This is a genomic window from Mucilaginibacter corticis (assembly GCF_007558865.1).
GTDB lineage: Bacteria > Bacteroidota > Bacteroidia > Sphingobacteriales > Sphingobacteriaceae > Mucilaginibacter > Mucilaginibacter corticis.
In genome coordinates this window covers 1-14,305 of sequence record NZ_VLPK01000007.1, presented here as the reverse complement: position 1 = coordinate 14,305, position 14,305 = coordinate 1, and the positions used below count along the sequence as shown (strand labels likewise).

Below are 14,305 nucleotides of genomic sequence, written 5' to 3'. Positions count from 1 at the left end.
ATTGATTTACAATGGATCAGAATTCAGTTTTAACAATTTTGATAATTAATATTGCTAAAATAAAATTTATTTACTAAAGGTTATAACAAAGTGTCCCGTACTGTGTTGCTCCATTATAAAAACAAAAGAACATGAATTTAGAAAACAATGACAAAACCGAAGGCAAGGTAGCTACAGCAATAGAGGAACAAACGGCTAAGATTCCGTCGGATTTATTTCTTTGGGCAGCATTAGGCTCGATGGCCGTTTCACTTACTTTGAAATTTTTTAAATCAAAACAGCATACCGCTTTATTTGTCGGCCAATGGGCAGCGCCTTTTTTATTATTGGGCGTCTATAACAAAATCGTGAAACTTGAAGGTCACGACAAAAATGATAAGGCAAATGAGCAATAATCTCAACACCCTGCATCATGTTGGTATTGTCGTCAGCGATATGGAAAAATCCAAAGCTTTTTATTCCCGTCTTTTGGGAGTAACTCCTAAAAAAGATACCACCATCAGCGGACCTGCACTTTGGAAACAAACCGAAATACAGGGCGCCGCTATGCGAATCGTGTTCCTGGAATTTGACAATGGTAGTACAGGGTTGGAACTCATCGAGTTTGTTAATAAAAAGGGTGAACAGACCAACCCGCGCCAAAACGCAACCGGTTCGATGCATTTTGCCTTTAAAGTGAATAATGCCAAAGCCATATACGAACAAATGGCGGGAGAAGGTTATAATTTCATCGCCGAGCCACAATACATGAACAGGGATTACGGGGAAATGAACGGTTACACCTTTGCCTATCTGCGCGGCCCGGATGGCGAGCTAGTAGAGATTATTGAAAACCCTGGTTTTCTGGATAAGCTTTTAGGTTAAAAGCTGAATCGCTTAAAATAAAAGCCTATGAATCGACCAGCTCAGCAAACCGCAATTATTAAACAGATTAAAGAGTACCTGGAAATTAAGATCAAACTGCTTAAGTACCAAGGCATTGATAAAGCAGGTGAGGTCATTGCCGATGTCGTAACAGATGTAGCGCTCGGCATCGCAGGACTGCTCGCTTTTATTTTTTTCAGTATCAGTTTAGCACTGCTAATTGGATATTTCCTAAAGTCATATTGGGCCGGATTTGGTTGTGTAACGCTTTTATATATCCTCATTTCGTTTTCGGGACATTTGATAAAAGTTCGTTTGCAAAAGGTGTTCATCAGCCTCTTCTTTAGTAAAATTTTTAGGAACAGGAATGTCGTCGGAGTTAACGCTGAAACCCCAAAAGTTAAGCCATCTGAATACCCCAATGAATAATTCATTGGCCTAGTTGGCTTGTAAAATTATCGAAACTTCATTTATCATTTGACAAAATAATTAATTCAAAATCACTATGAAAAAGTTTATTACCATTACATTAACTGCAATTTTTTTCATCGGCCTTCATGCCAGCGCACAGATACAGGAAGGAAACGTCATGGTCGGCGGCAATTTTGCCAACCTTAATCTTGGTCTAAACCGGCCTAAGGTTTTTAGTTTAGATATTACTCCAAAGGCGGCCTGGTTTGTCGCTGATAATGTTGCACTTGGCGGTTATGTTAACCTGGGCATCCAGACAGCACAAGGCTCCAGTACAACGACTACGTACGGCGTGGGTGCTTTGGGCCGCTATTACACCGGCAAGGACGTAGAAGTACTACGTCACGGCCGACTTTTCGGTGAGGCAACTTTAGGAATTGGCGGCACTAACGTAAGCGACGGTGGAGGCAATACAAATGGTATAGATTTCAGTTTTGGGCCCGGTTTTGCTTATTTTATAACACCGAGCATCGGTCTGGAGACCTTATTAAAATACAACGGTCTTGGAGGGTTTGGAGATCAGGGTTATCAAAGCAAGCTTAACCTGTCTTTTGGATTTCAAATCTATCTTCCCGGCAAATCTACAGCAAGAAAAGTGAAGGGTGACCTAAAATAAGAATTAAAAAAAGCACTGGCAATTAGCCGGTGCTTTTTTGATAAACGGCTACCTATAGCTTAATAACTTCATTAAAAACTTACCAGTAATTATGAAAAATGCATTGATCAGCGGGATCGTAATTGGCGCATTAAGCGCATTGTGGCTTTTTATTCTGCTTTGGACCGGGGTTACGACGACGAAGGGGCAGACTTCCGGATTTGAATATGGGGTAGTAATTATCCCTGTTGCCGGCGTTTTCCTGGGCGTCCTGAGTTACAAGAAAAACGAAAAACATAACGAGATCAACTTCTTCGAGGCGCTTTTGCAATGCTTTAAGATATTGCTGGTTGCCGGGTTTCTGGCAGGTTTTCTAGGAATAATGTATGTTAACTTTTTCGGGAGCAAAAATGGCTCTCAGGATTTTTCCGGACGGCTGTTCGGGGCCCTGTTGGTCGGCGTAATCGTTTCCCTTGGCGTATCGGTTATATTAATGAGCCGTTCAAGCAGAATTGACTAAGAAATCGCTTTAGCAGATTAGTAAATTAAAGAATGTTCATCCATTACATTCTTACGATCGCATTTATTCCAACCTTGTTTAACAAGTCTTGGTATATCCTAAAAAATGTTGCATTTAGTCCAAACATTTTATAAAAACAAGTCTTATTCCAATAAAATTGACAATCAAGGCATTACGTCAAATAGTTATGGAAAAAAAAATAGCCTTAATCACCGGTGTTACCGGTCAGGACGGTGCATATTTAACAGAGTTATTGCTTTCTAAGGAGTATGAAGTTCACGGGATCAAAAGACGAAGCTCTTTATTCAACACCGACAGAATTGATCATTTGTACCAGGATCCGCACGATGATGATAAATCTTTGATTCTACATTACGGGGATCTGAGCGATAGTACAAATTTGATCCGGATCATCCAACAGGTACAACCGGATGAGATTTACAATTTGGGTGCAATGTCGCATGTTAAGGTGAGCTTTGATACGCCCGAATACACGGCTAATGCGGATGGTATTGGGACGTTAAGGATATTAGAAGCCATAAGGATATTAGGGCTTGTTAAAAAAACCAAGGTTTATCAGGCATCAACTTCAGAGCTCTATGGGCTCGTTCAGGCTGTACCACAATCAGAAACAACACCTTTTTACCCGCGCTCGCCCTATGCCGTTGCAAAATTATACGCCTATTGGATCACTGTAAATTATCGCGAGGCTTACGGCATGTTTGCCTGCAACGGAATATTGTTTAACCATGAAAGCCCATTACGCGGTGAAACATTTGTTACCCGTAAAATTACACGGGGAGTGGCTAAAATAGCGATGCAAATGCAGGATAAACTTTATCTGGGTAACTTGGATGCACAGCGAGACTGGGGGCATGCCAAGGACTATGTTGAGGCAATGTACCTAATTTTGCAGCAAGAAGAGCCTGAGGATTTTGTAATTGCCACAGGTATAACCACAAGGGTGCGTGAATTTGTACGTTTGGCTTTTTTGGAAGCAGGTATTACTGTTGAATTTAAGGGAAGCGGTGCAGATGAGATAGGTTATGTAACAGCATGTAATAATCCTGACTATCAGTTACCTTTCGGTAAGGAAGTAGTTGCGGTTGATCCGCGTTATTATCGCCCTACAGAGGTTGAACTTTTAATAGGCGACCCTACTAAATGTCAGCAAAAATTAAACTGGAAACCCAAATATGATTTGCAGGGATTGGTTAAGGAAATGGTTGCCGCTGACATTGAGCTGTTCCAGAAAGAGAAGCTATTGAAGGAATCGGGTTATGTTATCAAAAACCAGTTTGAATAATTCATGAAAAAGACTTCCAAAATATACATAGCGGGTCACCGCGGTATGGTTGGATCGGCTATACACCGTAAACTGGAGCGAGAAGGGTTTACTAATATTATTACCCGGGTACCTGCTGATCTGGACCTGCGTAATCAGCAAAACGTGGCCGATTTTTTTGCACAGGAAAAGCCTGAATTTGTTTTTTTAGCCGCGGCAAAAGTTGGCGGCATTGTGGCAAACAACACCTACCGGGCCGATTTTTTATATGAGAACCTGCAGATCCAAAATAACGTCATCCATTCATCATACGTTAACGGCGTAAACAAGCTGATGTTTTTGGGTTCAAGCTGCATATATCCAAAACTTGCCCGGCAACCGCTTAAAGAAGAATATTTGTTAACAGGTTTGCTTGAAGAAACTAACGAACCCTACGCTATTGCAAAAATTGCCGGTATAAAAATGTGCGATGCTTACAGGGCACAATACGGTTGTAATTATATCTCTGTAATGCCTACTAATCTTTATGGCTACAATGACAATTATCACCCTCAAAACTCGCATGTGTTGCCAGCTTTGATTCGCAGGTTTCATGAAGCAAAAGAGCAGGGGCTTGAAACAGTAACGATATGGGGAAGCGGAACGCCCAAACGTGAGTTTTTATTTGCTGATGACCTTGCAGAGGCTTGTTATTACCTAATGCAAAATTATGATGAAGAGGGCTTGGTAAACGTAGGTACAGGCGAAGACCTGTCGATCAAAGAATTGGCAATGCTGGTTAAAGATACAGTGGGTTATACCGGCGATATTAACTTTGATACAACCAAACCCGACGGTACACCAAGAAAATTAATGGATGTAAGTAAATTACACAGTAAAGGCTGGAAACATACTATCGAATTAAACGACGGTATCAAACTGGCTTACGATGATTTTTTGAAAAATTATGCCGGGCAGAAAAATATTTCATCGTGATAAATACTGTATGCAGTATGGAAACACCAAATTTGCGCGCAATAGATACAACCATCATCCCAATGACCGGTTGGTCTTTGCTACCCATATTCAAGCAATATTGGCTTCAGCTAATGATTGTCGGCGTGATTTTTGGACCGTCGGTTACTAACGCATCAGCCATAAAATCATTTGGCCTTCCCAATAAAGTAAAAGATTCGGCAATAATTTCCGTAATATATTGGTGCGTTCCGCTACTGTCGGTAATAGACCTTGTTTTACACTTTCCGGCTATATGGATAAGTATCCCTTTCTTTAACAGTTTCATAGCTCTCTCTGCCACACTCCGCCACATCACAATATTGTGCCATTCAGTTTGTTCATGCCTTGACCCATGCTTGCCTATATACTCTGTGGTAGCTAAAGTGAACATAACCAATGATACACCGCCCTCAGTTTCTTTAAGTTCAGGATCTTTACCCAAATGCCCAATCAATATCACCTTGTTAATCCCTGACATAACACCAATTTAAATACTTCAATATAAGCAATGAAAGATGCAAATGTTTCAAATATAATGGGTAGCTATATTCGTGATCGGAAAGATGACGCATGGCCTCGGGACATCTTCAGTAAAGACGCTAATACCGCATGTCCTGCTTATAAGATAAGTCTACCTAAAATTAAGTGGCATTGTAATTGACAGATTAAAAATCGGTTATAGACAATGATACATATGACCTGAATGCGATACTTTAATACAGAAGAAGGACCTAAGCAGTTCAGGTCCTTCCCTTTATTTGTCACTGCATCCAAAGATATAGGGCATGGGCACCATAAATAAATAAAAAATATGAGATACGATGAAAAAACGTTTGCGGTCAAAGGTGCACAGCTATGACTACACGAAATGGAATGTCTCAATTTTTTACTTCCCTTTCCGCTTTTATAAATAGCGATGCTGAAGATCATTTTCCGTTAAAGTTTTTTACATTTCTTCGGGATCACGATGTTTTAAAATTTAATCTGCCCGCTAAAAATATTCGAACCATTTTGATACTGAATCTGCTGAGAGAAGTAGGAAGAAAGCATTTATCGGGCGGGCGAATATTAGAGGGCCATTTCAATGTGGTACAATTGATCAAGGCCTTTGCCAGCTCCGTACAGCTATCCAGATGGTCCGAAGACCTGGCTGAACAAAAACTATTTGGCGTTTGGAACACCCAGGGAACAGACGGAGTTGAGATAACCGACCAGGGCAATGGCACCTTTCGTTTAACGGGTTGCAAGACATTTTGTTCAGGTGCTGACTTTATTGATCGCCCGCTGATCACGGCGCAATGGACCGATTCGCCTCGTAAAGGTTGGCAAATGATTATTTTATCGGGTGAAAAAGCAAGGCTGGTCAAATCCGACCCTGAATTCTGGCATCCTTTAGGTATGAAGGGCTCGGTAAGTTACCGCATGAATTTTACAGGGATACTTATAAGCGGTGAGGATTTGCTTGGACAACCAGGTGATTATTACCGTCAGCCGTTATTTAGTGGTGGCGCGATACGGTTTGCAGCGGTACAACTTGGCGGTGCTGAAGCGATTTTAACGGAGGCGCAACGCGTGTTAAAGCTTTCAAACCGTACCGGTCATCCTTTTCAGCAATCCCGAATCGCAGAAATGACTTTTTTAGTCGAGACTGGTCGTTTATGGTTGACAAAAGCCGGCAGCCTGGCAGATGATTCTTTTGTAAATGACTCAGGTAGCGCAAAATTAGTTGCTTATGCAAATATGACCCGGACCGTGATTGAGAGAATTTGTTTAAAAGTTATGCAGCTAGCAGAAAAGAGCATTGGATCGCAAGCGTTTATGCAAGTTAGCCCACTGGAACAATTACATCGCGACCTGACTACTTATTTACGACAACCCGGCCCGGATGCAGTGTTAACCAGCATCGGAGCTTATGCTTTTGATCAAACCGATATGATCAATTTATGGAACTTGAAAGATGAGTGAATTTTTTACTAATGTAAAACAAAGTGCTATCGAGATCATTTCTGATACTGGAGTACTTCTTGTCATTGCTCCCCACCAGGATGATGAGTCTCTGGGCTGTGGCGGAACAGTCGCTTTGGCTGTAAATGCAGGAATAGATGTGCGGGTTATCTTTGTCACGGATGGAAGCCGTTCACATCCGGAATCTAAAGCTTATCCTTTCGAAATACGGGTAGCATTAAGAGAAGAAGAGGCGGTTAAAGCCCTCGCGACATTAGGTGTCAAAGATAGTCATATTCATTTCATGAGACTGCCGGATGGGCAATTGCCAGGTCAATCTGAATCTGATTTTGAGCTATACGCATCATTGATGAAAGGTCTTATAAAGGTCATCAGGCCAGCAACGATACTGCTTCCATGGCGGCGGGACCCGCACAGGGATCACCGTGCCACCTGGGCCATCGTTATTTCGGCCTTGCGTTCAACGGGCATGACACCCGTATTATTCGAATATTTTATATGGCTATTGGAAAGAGCAGCCCCCGAAGATATGCCGCTGGATGGGGAGGGAGAATTATTTTTTATAGATGTCTCTTCCGTACTGGCAATAAAAACAAAAGCTATAGCAGCACACATCTCGCAAACTACGGAACTGATCCATGACGATATAAATGGTTTTAGATTATCAGCGGAGATGCTGGAACATTTTAATCATTACAAAGAATATTTTATCAACACAACAGCCGCAATGGAAAATAAGAACCAAACATTATCAGAGCACTACTTTGACCAGTTATATCATCAAAGAGAAGATCCCTGGGATCTGGCGACCAGTGAATACGAAAGAGAAAAATACAACACTACGGTCGGGGCGCTACCGGAATTATCTTATGTCAGCGCTTTGGAAATAGGCTGCTCGATCGGGGTTTTGACGCAGGCATTACTCCGGAAATGCCGCGGGATTTTGGCAGTAGATATCGCTGACGCCCCTATTGCCCAGGCTAGAAACCGTTTGCGGAATTATCCTCAGGCGCGGATCGAAAAGATGCAGATACCTGCTTTTTTTCCCGAAGAATTATTTGACCTTGTGGTGATGTCCGAAGTGGGCTATTTTTTCGCTATGGAGGATCTTACGCTGCTTCAGAAAAAAATCGTAGAACATCTCCAAACAAATGGCCAGTTATTACTGGTGCATTGGACCCCATTTGTGCCGGATTTCCCGTTAACCGGCGATCAGGTCCATGACTTTTTTATGGAATGCTCCGGAGATAACAAACCCTTTAAGCATTTGAAACATTTTCGCGCTGATAAATACCGGTTAGATTTGTTTGAAAAGCATTAGTAACCGGATTTCGCGTGAACTTTCGCAATTTTCTGATCGCGCGCTCGATAGGCTCGTAGGTCGTCTGGTATTGTTGACGGATCTTGCTGGCTTGCCATGCGGCTTCCCAGACAGCGCCAAAAAATTCATGCGATCCGAGTAAGGTTTCCAGCCACCTGGCAGATACAGCAAGCGATTTTGCGAGATCTACCATAAAAGCGGACTTGCTGTCAAATTCTTTACCGCTCCAGACGGCATATAATTGACTTTTCATAAAACAGGAGTAAATATACAACTCGCTGCTTTCTACGATCTGTGGTACACATTCGCTATGCTCCTGCGACCATTTTTTAAGTTGCTCTGAAAAGCCGACTGCCACACGCCCGTCAAACCTTGCCGAAGTAATAACTTTTACCCGGGGGCTTCGCCTGATGCGGGCATCACATCGGAGCAGGGCAGCATGAAAAGCCATGTCTTCCAAAGAATCGACTGCAGGGATACCGCCGGATTTGTGATAATATTCCGAAGTAACCGCCATATTAGCGCCAAAAAAATGAAAATGCCGGGGAAGAGGATCATGGATTTGCGGAAACAAGATTTGTTCCACTTCTGTTAGCAGATTTCTGTATTGCAAATCCAGCAGGTAAGCACGGTACGCCGATCCTGCTTTGCCTCTAATCGTTATAAGCCCCCCGACCGCATCGTTACCGGCATTGATCTCTTGTTCAATATAGTAGAGCCACTGGCTATCGGCAACTGTGTCTCCATCGATCGATGCTATAATGCCACGTTGTTTATTTAAAATATTAAAGCGCCGGCTGGCTTCATTCATAAGCAGCCTGCGAACTGTGCCGATGTTAGCTAATGGCGGAGGGAGTTCGAGGTCACAAATGATTAACCGGAACGATGGGTTGTTGAATTTAAAATCTGATGCAATTTGTAGTGACCCGTCATTGCTGTTGTTGATTAACAATAAAACCTCGTAAGATCGGTGATCAATCCTGTTTCCATTTTCATGTAATTGCGTAAACAGGGATTCCAGCGTCGATTTTAAATGTAAGGCCTCATTTTTAACCGGAATGATCACACAGATGCTTAAATCCCGTTCAGGCATTTTTCGCTGAAATGCCGGCAGCTGTATATCTTCAAATTTCATATTGGAAAATCATTTTTTGCGCTTGTTTTAAGGCGTCCGCATAAGGCCGGACAAGCACCCGCTGCCGTTCTCCGGACGCTAGGAAATGCTCGTCCCACAGACCGCTATGATGCCAATAACTGGTATCGTCCCAATCAGGTCGGTCTATGATCGGATAAAGGCAGATCCCCCACAACGGCACGCCATCCGAGATCGCTTTTCCGGATTCCTTGCTTATAAATTCGATCCATTTGGGACGGTCTTTACCCGGATGACTCGTTTCTGTAAGTACAACCGGCTTCCTGTAGCGTAGAAAAGCTTCCGTTAATAATTGACTGAAAGGTTGCCAGCGGGGATCCAGATCTTCGTTAGCCCATTTTAAAAATTCTCCTGTACCAAATATCCATTGGTTGTTGTAATAATAGTTGAAGCCCAATATGTCTAAAAGATCGGGGGAACCGCCCAATTCGGGACATAAAGCGCCGGTTAATATATCAATGGACTGAAATTGGTTCGAATGGGCGCTTTCTGCCAATGATCTTTCTGCAGCTGAACAAAAAAGTGGTGGTACTACATTCACCAGCGGTTCCGTGCTGAGAATACGGATCACCGGCATGATTTCTTTCATCGCTTTAATGCCGGCGATGTAGGCCCGCATTAAAGCGTATTTGACCTCCCAACCCATACAAACGCCGTAAGGTGAGGTGCCTTTAACCTCCCCCCCCAGCCAGGAAATGAAGCTTACTTCGTTAATGGGGGTGACAATCAGTATCTCGCCCGGGCATTCCTGTAAAAACAGCTCTACGAAGGCCTTACAAACACCTGTAAACCTTGCTGTGAAATGCGGGTGAAGCGGTGTCAAATCATCGGGAAAACCAAAATGGCAAATGTCCCAAATTTGCTGGATTCTATGCTTACGCCCCTTGCGCAGCATGATTTTAACCACACTGAAATCATATCGATAGGGTGCCCGCTCGATCTGGCTCCACCTGATTCCTTCCCTAACCGTGCCGATTGCGAAATCAGAGAGGCATTCGTAGTCACTGTCGATGTTCTGTAAATGCCGGGTAAGCTCCAGAAAATCAACCCGATCACCGAAAGCGTTCAAGTGGTCTGCGCTTTCAAACCCGCCCATCCAGAAAGATTTTAAAGGATTATTCATTAGAGAGGCTGGAATTGCTTGCGACCCGCTCAGGATCCAAGTTTAACTCATTTTCCTGTTTTATTTTTTTAAAGACTGATAATGCCTGCGCGACTACCTGGTCCATATTATAATACTTATAAGTCGCCAAACGTCCGACAAAAATCGTCTCGCTTTGGGATGCCAGCGCCTGATACTTTTTGTAAAGTTCGTTATTTTCCGGTCTCGGTATCGGGTAATATGGGTCTCCGTCGCTTTTTGGGAATTCGTATACTACGGTGGTCTTTTTATGCTTTTGTCCTGTCAGGTATTTGAATTCGGTGATCCGTGTGAAATCGTAGTCGTTTGGATAGTTGATGGTCCCTGTGCGCTGGTAAGTTTTTTGGTCTAATGTCTCAAATTTGAAATTGATGGACCGGTAGGGTAGTTTTCCAAAACAAAAGTCAAAATACTCATCTACCGGTCCGGTGAAAATCATTTTTTCAAAGCTGATCTCATGCATGATCTCATGATAATCGGTATTGAGCATAAGCTTGATGTTAGGGTGTGACAACATTTTCTCAAACATTTTAGTAAATCCGTGCAAAGGCATCGCCTGATAGGTATCTGTAAAATAGCGGTCATCCTTGTTGGTACGTGTCGGCACACGGGAGGCGACAGACGCATCGAGCTCGGAGGGATCGAGGTCCCACTGCTTTTTTGTATATCCCTTAAAAAACGTTTCGTACAACTCGCGCCCCACGGCTTTCACTACCACATCCTCCGACGTTTTTACTTGCTGGACGTCCTCTTTTATTGCGGCGAAAAAATCAGTAACCCCCGATGAGTCCAGGTTTTTTCCGTATAAATCATTGATCGTCGTGAGGTTAATCGGTATAGGGACGTACTGCCCGTGTGTATGGGCTAAGACCTTGTGCTGATAATTCCGCCAATCCGTAAATTTGGCCAGGTAATTAAACACCTCAGCGCTATTGGTATGAAATATGTGCGGGCCGTATTTGTGAATAAGAATACCCGCTTCATCATAAAAGTCGTAAGCGTTCCCGCCGATATGATTTCGTTTGTCTATCAGTAATACCTTCTTTCCTTCAACTGCGGCCAGTCGCTCAGCCAGGACGCTTCCGGCAAATCCGGCACCTACGATTAAGTAATCAAACATAACGGTCCGAGGCTAAAGGTTGATTTTTCTGCGCGATTACTTTAAGCATTTCCTGTTTAATTCCATCAAATGTCTTATCCCAGGAATTGAGCGCGAGAAATCCATCTGCAATAGCCAGGCGATCTGGCTCATTCAGTTTGTCAGCCAGAATGTCTTCCGCAAGTTTTATAAATTCGGCTGCATTTTTTCCGATGTCTACCAAACCGTTTAAGCCATAAGGGTTTACCACATCGAAGATCGGCGTCGAAATCACAGGTAAGCCCGCAGCCAGATACTCAGGCGTCTTGGTTGGACTTATAAATCGTGTCGATTCATTGAGTAAAAATGGTATCATTGCGATATCCCAGCCCGCCATATAGCCGGGCAGTTGCTCATATGTTTTAGGTCCAAGGTATTGAATATTGACCTGTTTCGGCAGACTGTCCGGGTCAATCTTTACGACCGGCCCTATGAGTACGATCTGCCAATCAGGCCTGGCTTCAGCCAAATCGGCAATCAGGGCGATGTCAAAGCGCTCATCGATCACCCCATAAAAACCTAATATCGGCATATTACCGCTTACCTGGTCAAGGGGTAAATCACCTTTGGCTCGAGCTTGCGTAAAATGTACCATATCGATGCTGCTTGGAAAAGCATGAATATTATGATGACTTGCTTTCTTCGCTTCATAAAGCGATCTGCCACCTGTTAATACCAGGTCAGCTTTAAGCATTAGTTCTTTTTCAAGTGTCCGGATGTTTAACGGAGCAAATTTGAAGGCGGACAGTTCATCCATACAATCATAGATGATGATTTGTGGTTCATAGCTGGCTGAAAATTCCAAAGCCATTGGGGTATAATACCAAAACGCGGTATACGCCAGGTCAAATCCAGCAATAAATACGTTAAAGAGACTGGATAGTCCGGCTATAGTAAATTCATGACTTAAGCCAGGTTTGAGATGCGGTACCATAACCGTGACCTTGTTTTTAACGACGCTTTCGAAATAAATTCGCTCGTATGCGTCAAATATCGGTTCTTCGATGTAAAACAGATTCGAAAGTTTGGCCAACCTGCTGGCAAGATGTTGCGGACGCTGGTAAACGAAATCCCATCTTAAATGTGAAAATATAATCAGCTGTTCCGGAAGCCGGGGTAAATGAGTTTCATTTGTCTCAGTAATCGTTAAATCCATTAGTTTTTTATTATCAGACAAACAGCAAGGGGTTTTGTTGTTGATTTATAATTAAAAAATTTTATTTATAGAAAATAACTTTAAAGTTTCGAAATAATTTGCTCACCCGCTTAAGGGATGACTAACTGATCAAGTAACAGGAATGAATTTCCGTTTGTTCCAAAGCCTGTAGTATGCTTTTCCCTCGGAAAAACGGTAAAAACAGGTTTCCCGTGCATGACCTGATTGTGGGATCATTAGCGTAATACAGTGGCCCGCAGGCAAAAAAATAATTTGATGAATGTCCGTAGCCTTGACAAAATGTGACGTACCTGGCTCGCGTTCAATATCCCTGAACGCGAAGCCTCCGGCACTATCAATACTATAAACGCGTTCCGTATAACCTCCGCTTAAAATATGTGTTATAAAGTCGAATGGATGATCGTGCGGGTCGCCATTATCCGGTGCGCTAAATTCATTCAGTGAAGCCGCAAAGGGTAAGCCTTCGATATGGTGCTTCCTAAAAGCACTGGATAGTTTTTCTGGTCTGATCGCTAATTTCATAATCGATGAACAACTTACGACAAATTAATCGTTTAAATTTCCTATTTATTATTTTGGAGATAACATCGTCCGTCGTTGGCTACAGCCACCTGAATTGCCAGGCAACTCGACATTCAATTAGGCGAGGTCAAGACGTGCCCTCCGCCCTATTTCGGAGCCGAATGTCGATCAACGCCACATAGTAGAGATTGATTGGCGGACGGTATTTATAATAATCAATTGCTATAATAATTCGCAGCGATGATCCCCCGGGGAGGCCGGGTTCTCATCTCTTCAGTTAAAGATAGATGGAGGAGAACATCGAAATCTTCAACTCGCCGAACAAAACCAGGCGGTACCCTAATCTTGGGCCTTGGTCAGAATCGGCAGCATGTTGCAAAACTTAATTATCGAAATTGACTAATTTATCCTCGCACCTATTTGCTTCAAAATTCCCAGTTCATCAGAAATGCCCCAGCGTTCGGTCATTTTACCATCAACAAATTTACTGATCTGCATTCTGCGGACGTTGATGGTTTTACCGGTACCGGGATGTCCCATGAAATCGCCCTCGTGCGTGCCGGTAACCCGGTAGGCGAAAGAGACGGTGTCATCATCGGCAGTTAGTTGTTCCACGGCCAGTTTCATATCCGGGAAAGCCGTGCGCATTTTGCCGAAAAATTTCGCGTAACCTTCCGGTCCTGGTACTTGTCCCGGGGCAGGGTCATGATCAATGCAATTGGCAGCTACCAGGCCGTTAAATAATTCGTAGTTCCCTGTGTTCACTGCTTCACCAAATTTGGTCTGTGCGGCGATGTTTGCTTCTTTATTCATAGTATTATTTATTTACATTTTATTATTTCAAAGGCAAGGTAAACCAAAACGAAGATCCCTTGCCCAATTCGCTTTCGACGCCGATCTCACCGCCGTGACGTTTAACGATCCCGGCGCTGATATAAAGGCCGAGCCCAAGTCCGGAAGTTTGTTCATCGTCCGTTTGCCCTTTGTAAAAGCGGTCAAACAGAAAAGGCAGACGTTCAGCCGGGATGCCTTCGCCCTGATCACTTACCGTAACTTTGGCTGTTTGGGCAGTAGCTGAGATATGAATATTTATCGTTTTCGAGCCGGCGGCATACTTAACCGCATTATTGACCATGTTTAAAACAACCTGGTCCATA

The 14,305-nt window shown here is 43.2% G+C and carries 17 protein-coding genes; 9 read left to right on the top strand and 8 right to left on the bottom strand.

Going from position 1 to position 14,305, the window contains the following annotated elements:
- Window positions 1–131: 131 nt before the first annotated feature.
- The 7 genes from FO440_RS22765 (at window position 132) to fcl (ending at window position 4,710) form a co-directional block, all read left to right on the top strand.
- Entirely contained in the window at window positions 132–395 is a 264-nt protein-coding gene (locus FO440_RS22765; protein WP_144250622.1) for a hypothetical protein, read from the top strand.
- On the top strand, window positions 385–864 hold the full coding sequence (locus FO440_RS22760; protein ID WP_186292766.1) for a VOC family protein: 480 nt from the start codon (window positions 385–387) through the stop codon (window positions 862–864). Before FO440_RS22765 ends, FO440_RS22760 begins: the two co-directional genes overlap by 11 nt.
- Window positions 865–891: 27 nt before the next feature.
- Window positions 892–1,293, top strand: a complete 402-nt coding sequence (locus tag FO440_RS22755) for a hypothetical protein (RefSeq protein ID WP_144250620.1) — start codon at window positions 892–894, stop codon at window positions 1,291–1,293.
- Window positions 1,294–1,369: 76 nt separating this feature from the next.
- Window positions 1,370–1,951, top strand: coding sequence for a hypothetical protein (locus FO440_RS22750; protein ID WP_144250619.1), 582 nt, complete (start codon window positions 1,370–1,372; stop codon window positions 1,949–1,951).
- A gap of 91 nt (window positions 1,952–2,042) precedes the next feature.
- Complete coding sequence (locus tag FO440_RS22745; RefSeq protein WP_144250618.1) at window positions 2,043–2,450, top strand: DUF4199 domain-containing protein; 408 nt, start codon at window positions 2,043–2,045, stop codon at window positions 2,448–2,450.
- Window positions 2,451–2,637: 187 nt separating this feature from the next.
- On the top strand, window positions 2,638–3,756 hold the full coding sequence (gene gmd, locus FO440_RS22740; protein ID WP_144250617.1) for a GDP-mannose 4,6-dehydratase: 1,119 nt from the start codon (window positions 2,638–2,640) through the stop codon (window positions 3,754–3,756).
- 3 nt (window positions 3,757–3,759) lie between these two features.
- A complete protein-coding gene (gene fcl / locus FO440_RS22735) occupies window positions 3,760–4,710 on the top strand; it encodes a GDP-L-fucose synthase (RefSeq protein ID WP_144250616.1) in 951 nt (316 codons plus the stop codon).
- 106 nt (window positions 4,711–4,816) lie between these two features.
- Here fcl and FO440_RS22730 read toward each other — a convergent pair whose 3' ends face one another.
- Window positions 4,817–5,209 (bottom strand): single-stranded DNA-binding protein, encoded by a 393-nt coding sequence (locus tag FO440_RS22730; protein ID WP_144250615.1) that lies wholly within the window; start codon window positions 5,207–5,209, stop codon window positions 4,817–4,819.
- A 377-nt stretch (window positions 5,210–5,586) separates the two neighbouring features.
- Here FO440_RS22730 and FO440_RS22725 point away from each other — a divergent pair, with 377 nt between their 5' ends.
- The gene (locus tag FO440_RS22725) at window positions 5,587–6,696 is read left to right on the top strand and encodes an acyl-CoA dehydrogenase family protein (protein ID WP_144250614.1); all 1,110 of its coding nucleotides are present in this window, start codon (window positions 5,587–5,589) and stop codon (window positions 6,694–6,696) included.
- Complete coding sequence (locus tag FO440_RS24765) at window positions 6,689–8,017, top strand: bifunctional PIG-L family deacetylase/class I SAM-dependent methyltransferase (protein ID WP_222104038.1); 1,329 nt, start codon at window positions 6,689–6,691, stop codon at window positions 8,015–8,017. Before FO440_RS22725 ends, FO440_RS24765 begins: the two co-directional genes overlap by 8 nt.
- Here the strand turns inward: FO440_RS24765 and FO440_RS22710 are convergent.
- From FO440_RS22710 to FO440_RS22680, 7 genes are all read right to left on the bottom strand, one after another.
- Window positions 7,956–9,152, bottom strand: a complete 1,197-nt coding sequence (locus FO440_RS22710) for a glycosyltransferase (protein WP_144250613.1) — start codon at window positions 9,150–9,152, stop codon at window positions 7,956–7,958. The two genes, FO440_RS24765 and FO440_RS22710, sit on opposite strands and share 62 nt — an antisense overlap.
- Entirely contained in the window at window positions 9,142–10,293 is a 1,152-nt protein-coding gene (locus FO440_RS22705; RefSeq protein WP_144250612.1) for an amine oxidase, read from the bottom strand. Before FO440_RS22705 ends, FO440_RS22710 begins: the two co-directional genes overlap by 11 nt.
- Entirely contained in the window at window positions 10,286–11,431 is a 1,146-nt protein-coding gene (gene glf / locus FO440_RS22700) for a UDP-galactopyranose mutase (protein ID WP_144250611.1), read from the bottom strand. The genes FO440_RS22705 and glf overlap by 8 nt, the downstream gene beginning before the upstream one ends.
- On the bottom strand, window positions 11,424–12,626 hold the full coding sequence (locus FO440_RS22695) for a glycosyltransferase (RefSeq protein WP_246104302.1): 1,203 nt from the start codon (window positions 12,624–12,626) through the stop codon (window positions 11,424–11,426). The genes glf and FO440_RS22695 overlap by 8 nt, the downstream gene beginning before the upstream one ends.
- 108 nt (window positions 12,627–12,734) lie before the next feature.
- Window positions 12,735–13,148, bottom strand: coding sequence for a hypothetical protein (locus FO440_RS22690; protein ID WP_144250609.1), 414 nt, complete (start codon window positions 13,146–13,148; stop codon window positions 12,735–12,737).
- Window positions 13,149–13,547: 399 nt separating this feature from the next.
- A complete protein-coding gene (locus FO440_RS22685; protein WP_144250608.1) occupies window positions 13,548–13,961 on the bottom strand; it encodes an ester cyclase in 414 nt (137 codons plus the stop codon).
- Between the two features lie 22 nt (window positions 13,962–13,983).
- The coding region (locus FO440_RS22680; RefSeq protein WP_144250607.1) for a sensor histidine kinase at window positions 13,984–14,305 on the bottom strand (322 nt) is incomplete at its 5' end.

What these genes read in the sequence shown, in the direction of transcription:
- FO440_RS22765 (WP_144250622.1), top strand. Translation starts at nt 132, where the DNA reads ATGAATTTAGAAAACAATGACAAAACCGAAGGCAAGGTAGCTACAGCA.
- FO440_RS22760 (WP_186292766.1), top strand. Translation starts at nt 385, where the DNA reads ATGAGCAATAATCTCAACACCCTGCATCATGTTGGTATTGTCGTCAGC.
- FO440_RS22755 (WP_144250620.1), top strand. Translation starts at nt 892, where the DNA reads ATGAATCGACCAGCTCAGCAAACCGCAATTATTAAACAGATTAAAGAG.
- FO440_RS22750 (WP_144250619.1), top strand. Translation starts at nt 1,370, where the DNA reads ATGAAAAAGTTTATTACCATTACATTAACTGCAATTTTTTTCATCGGC.
- FO440_RS22745 (WP_144250618.1), top strand. Translation starts at nt 2,043, where the DNA reads ATGAAAAATGCATTGATCAGCGGGATCGTAATTGGCGCATTAAGCGCA.
- gmd (WP_144250617.1), top strand. Translation starts at nt 2,638, where the DNA reads ATGGAAAAAAAAATAGCCTTAATCACCGGTGTTACCGGTCAGGACGGT.
- fcl (WP_144250616.1), top strand. Translation starts at nt 3,760, where the DNA reads ATGAAAAAGACTTCCAAAATATACATAGCGGGTCACCGCGGTATGGTT.
- FO440_RS22730 (WP_144250615.1), bottom strand. Translation starts at nt 5,209, where the DNA reads ATGTCAGGGATTAACAAGGTGATATTGATTGGGCATTTGGGTAAAGAT.
- FO440_RS22725 (WP_144250614.1), top strand. Translation starts at nt 5,587, where the DNA reads ATGACTACACGAAATGGAATGTCTCAATTTTTTACTTCCCTTTCCGCT.
- FO440_RS24765 (WP_222104038.1), top strand. Translation starts at nt 6,689, where the DNA reads ATGAGTGAATTTTTTACTAATGTAAAACAAAGTGCTATCGAGATCATT.
- FO440_RS22710 (WP_144250613.1), bottom strand. Translation starts at nt 9,152, where the DNA reads ATGAAATTTGAAGATATACAGCTGCCGGCATTTCAGCGAAAAATGCCT.
- FO440_RS22705 (WP_144250612.1), bottom strand. Translation starts at nt 10,293, where the DNA reads ATGAATAATCCTTTAAAATCTTTCTGGATGGGCGGGTTTGAAAGCGCA.
- glf (WP_144250611.1), bottom strand. Translation starts at nt 11,431, where the DNA reads ATGTTTGATTACTTAATCGTAGGTGCCGGATTTGCCGGAAGCGTCCTG.
- FO440_RS22690 (WP_144250609.1), bottom strand. Translation starts at nt 13,148, where the DNA reads ATGAAATTAGCGATCAGACCAGAAAAACTATCCAGTGCTTTTAGGAAG.
- FO440_RS22685 (WP_144250608.1), bottom strand. Translation starts at nt 13,961, where the DNA reads ATGAATAAAGAAGCAAACATCGCCGCACAGACCAAATTTGGTGAAGCA.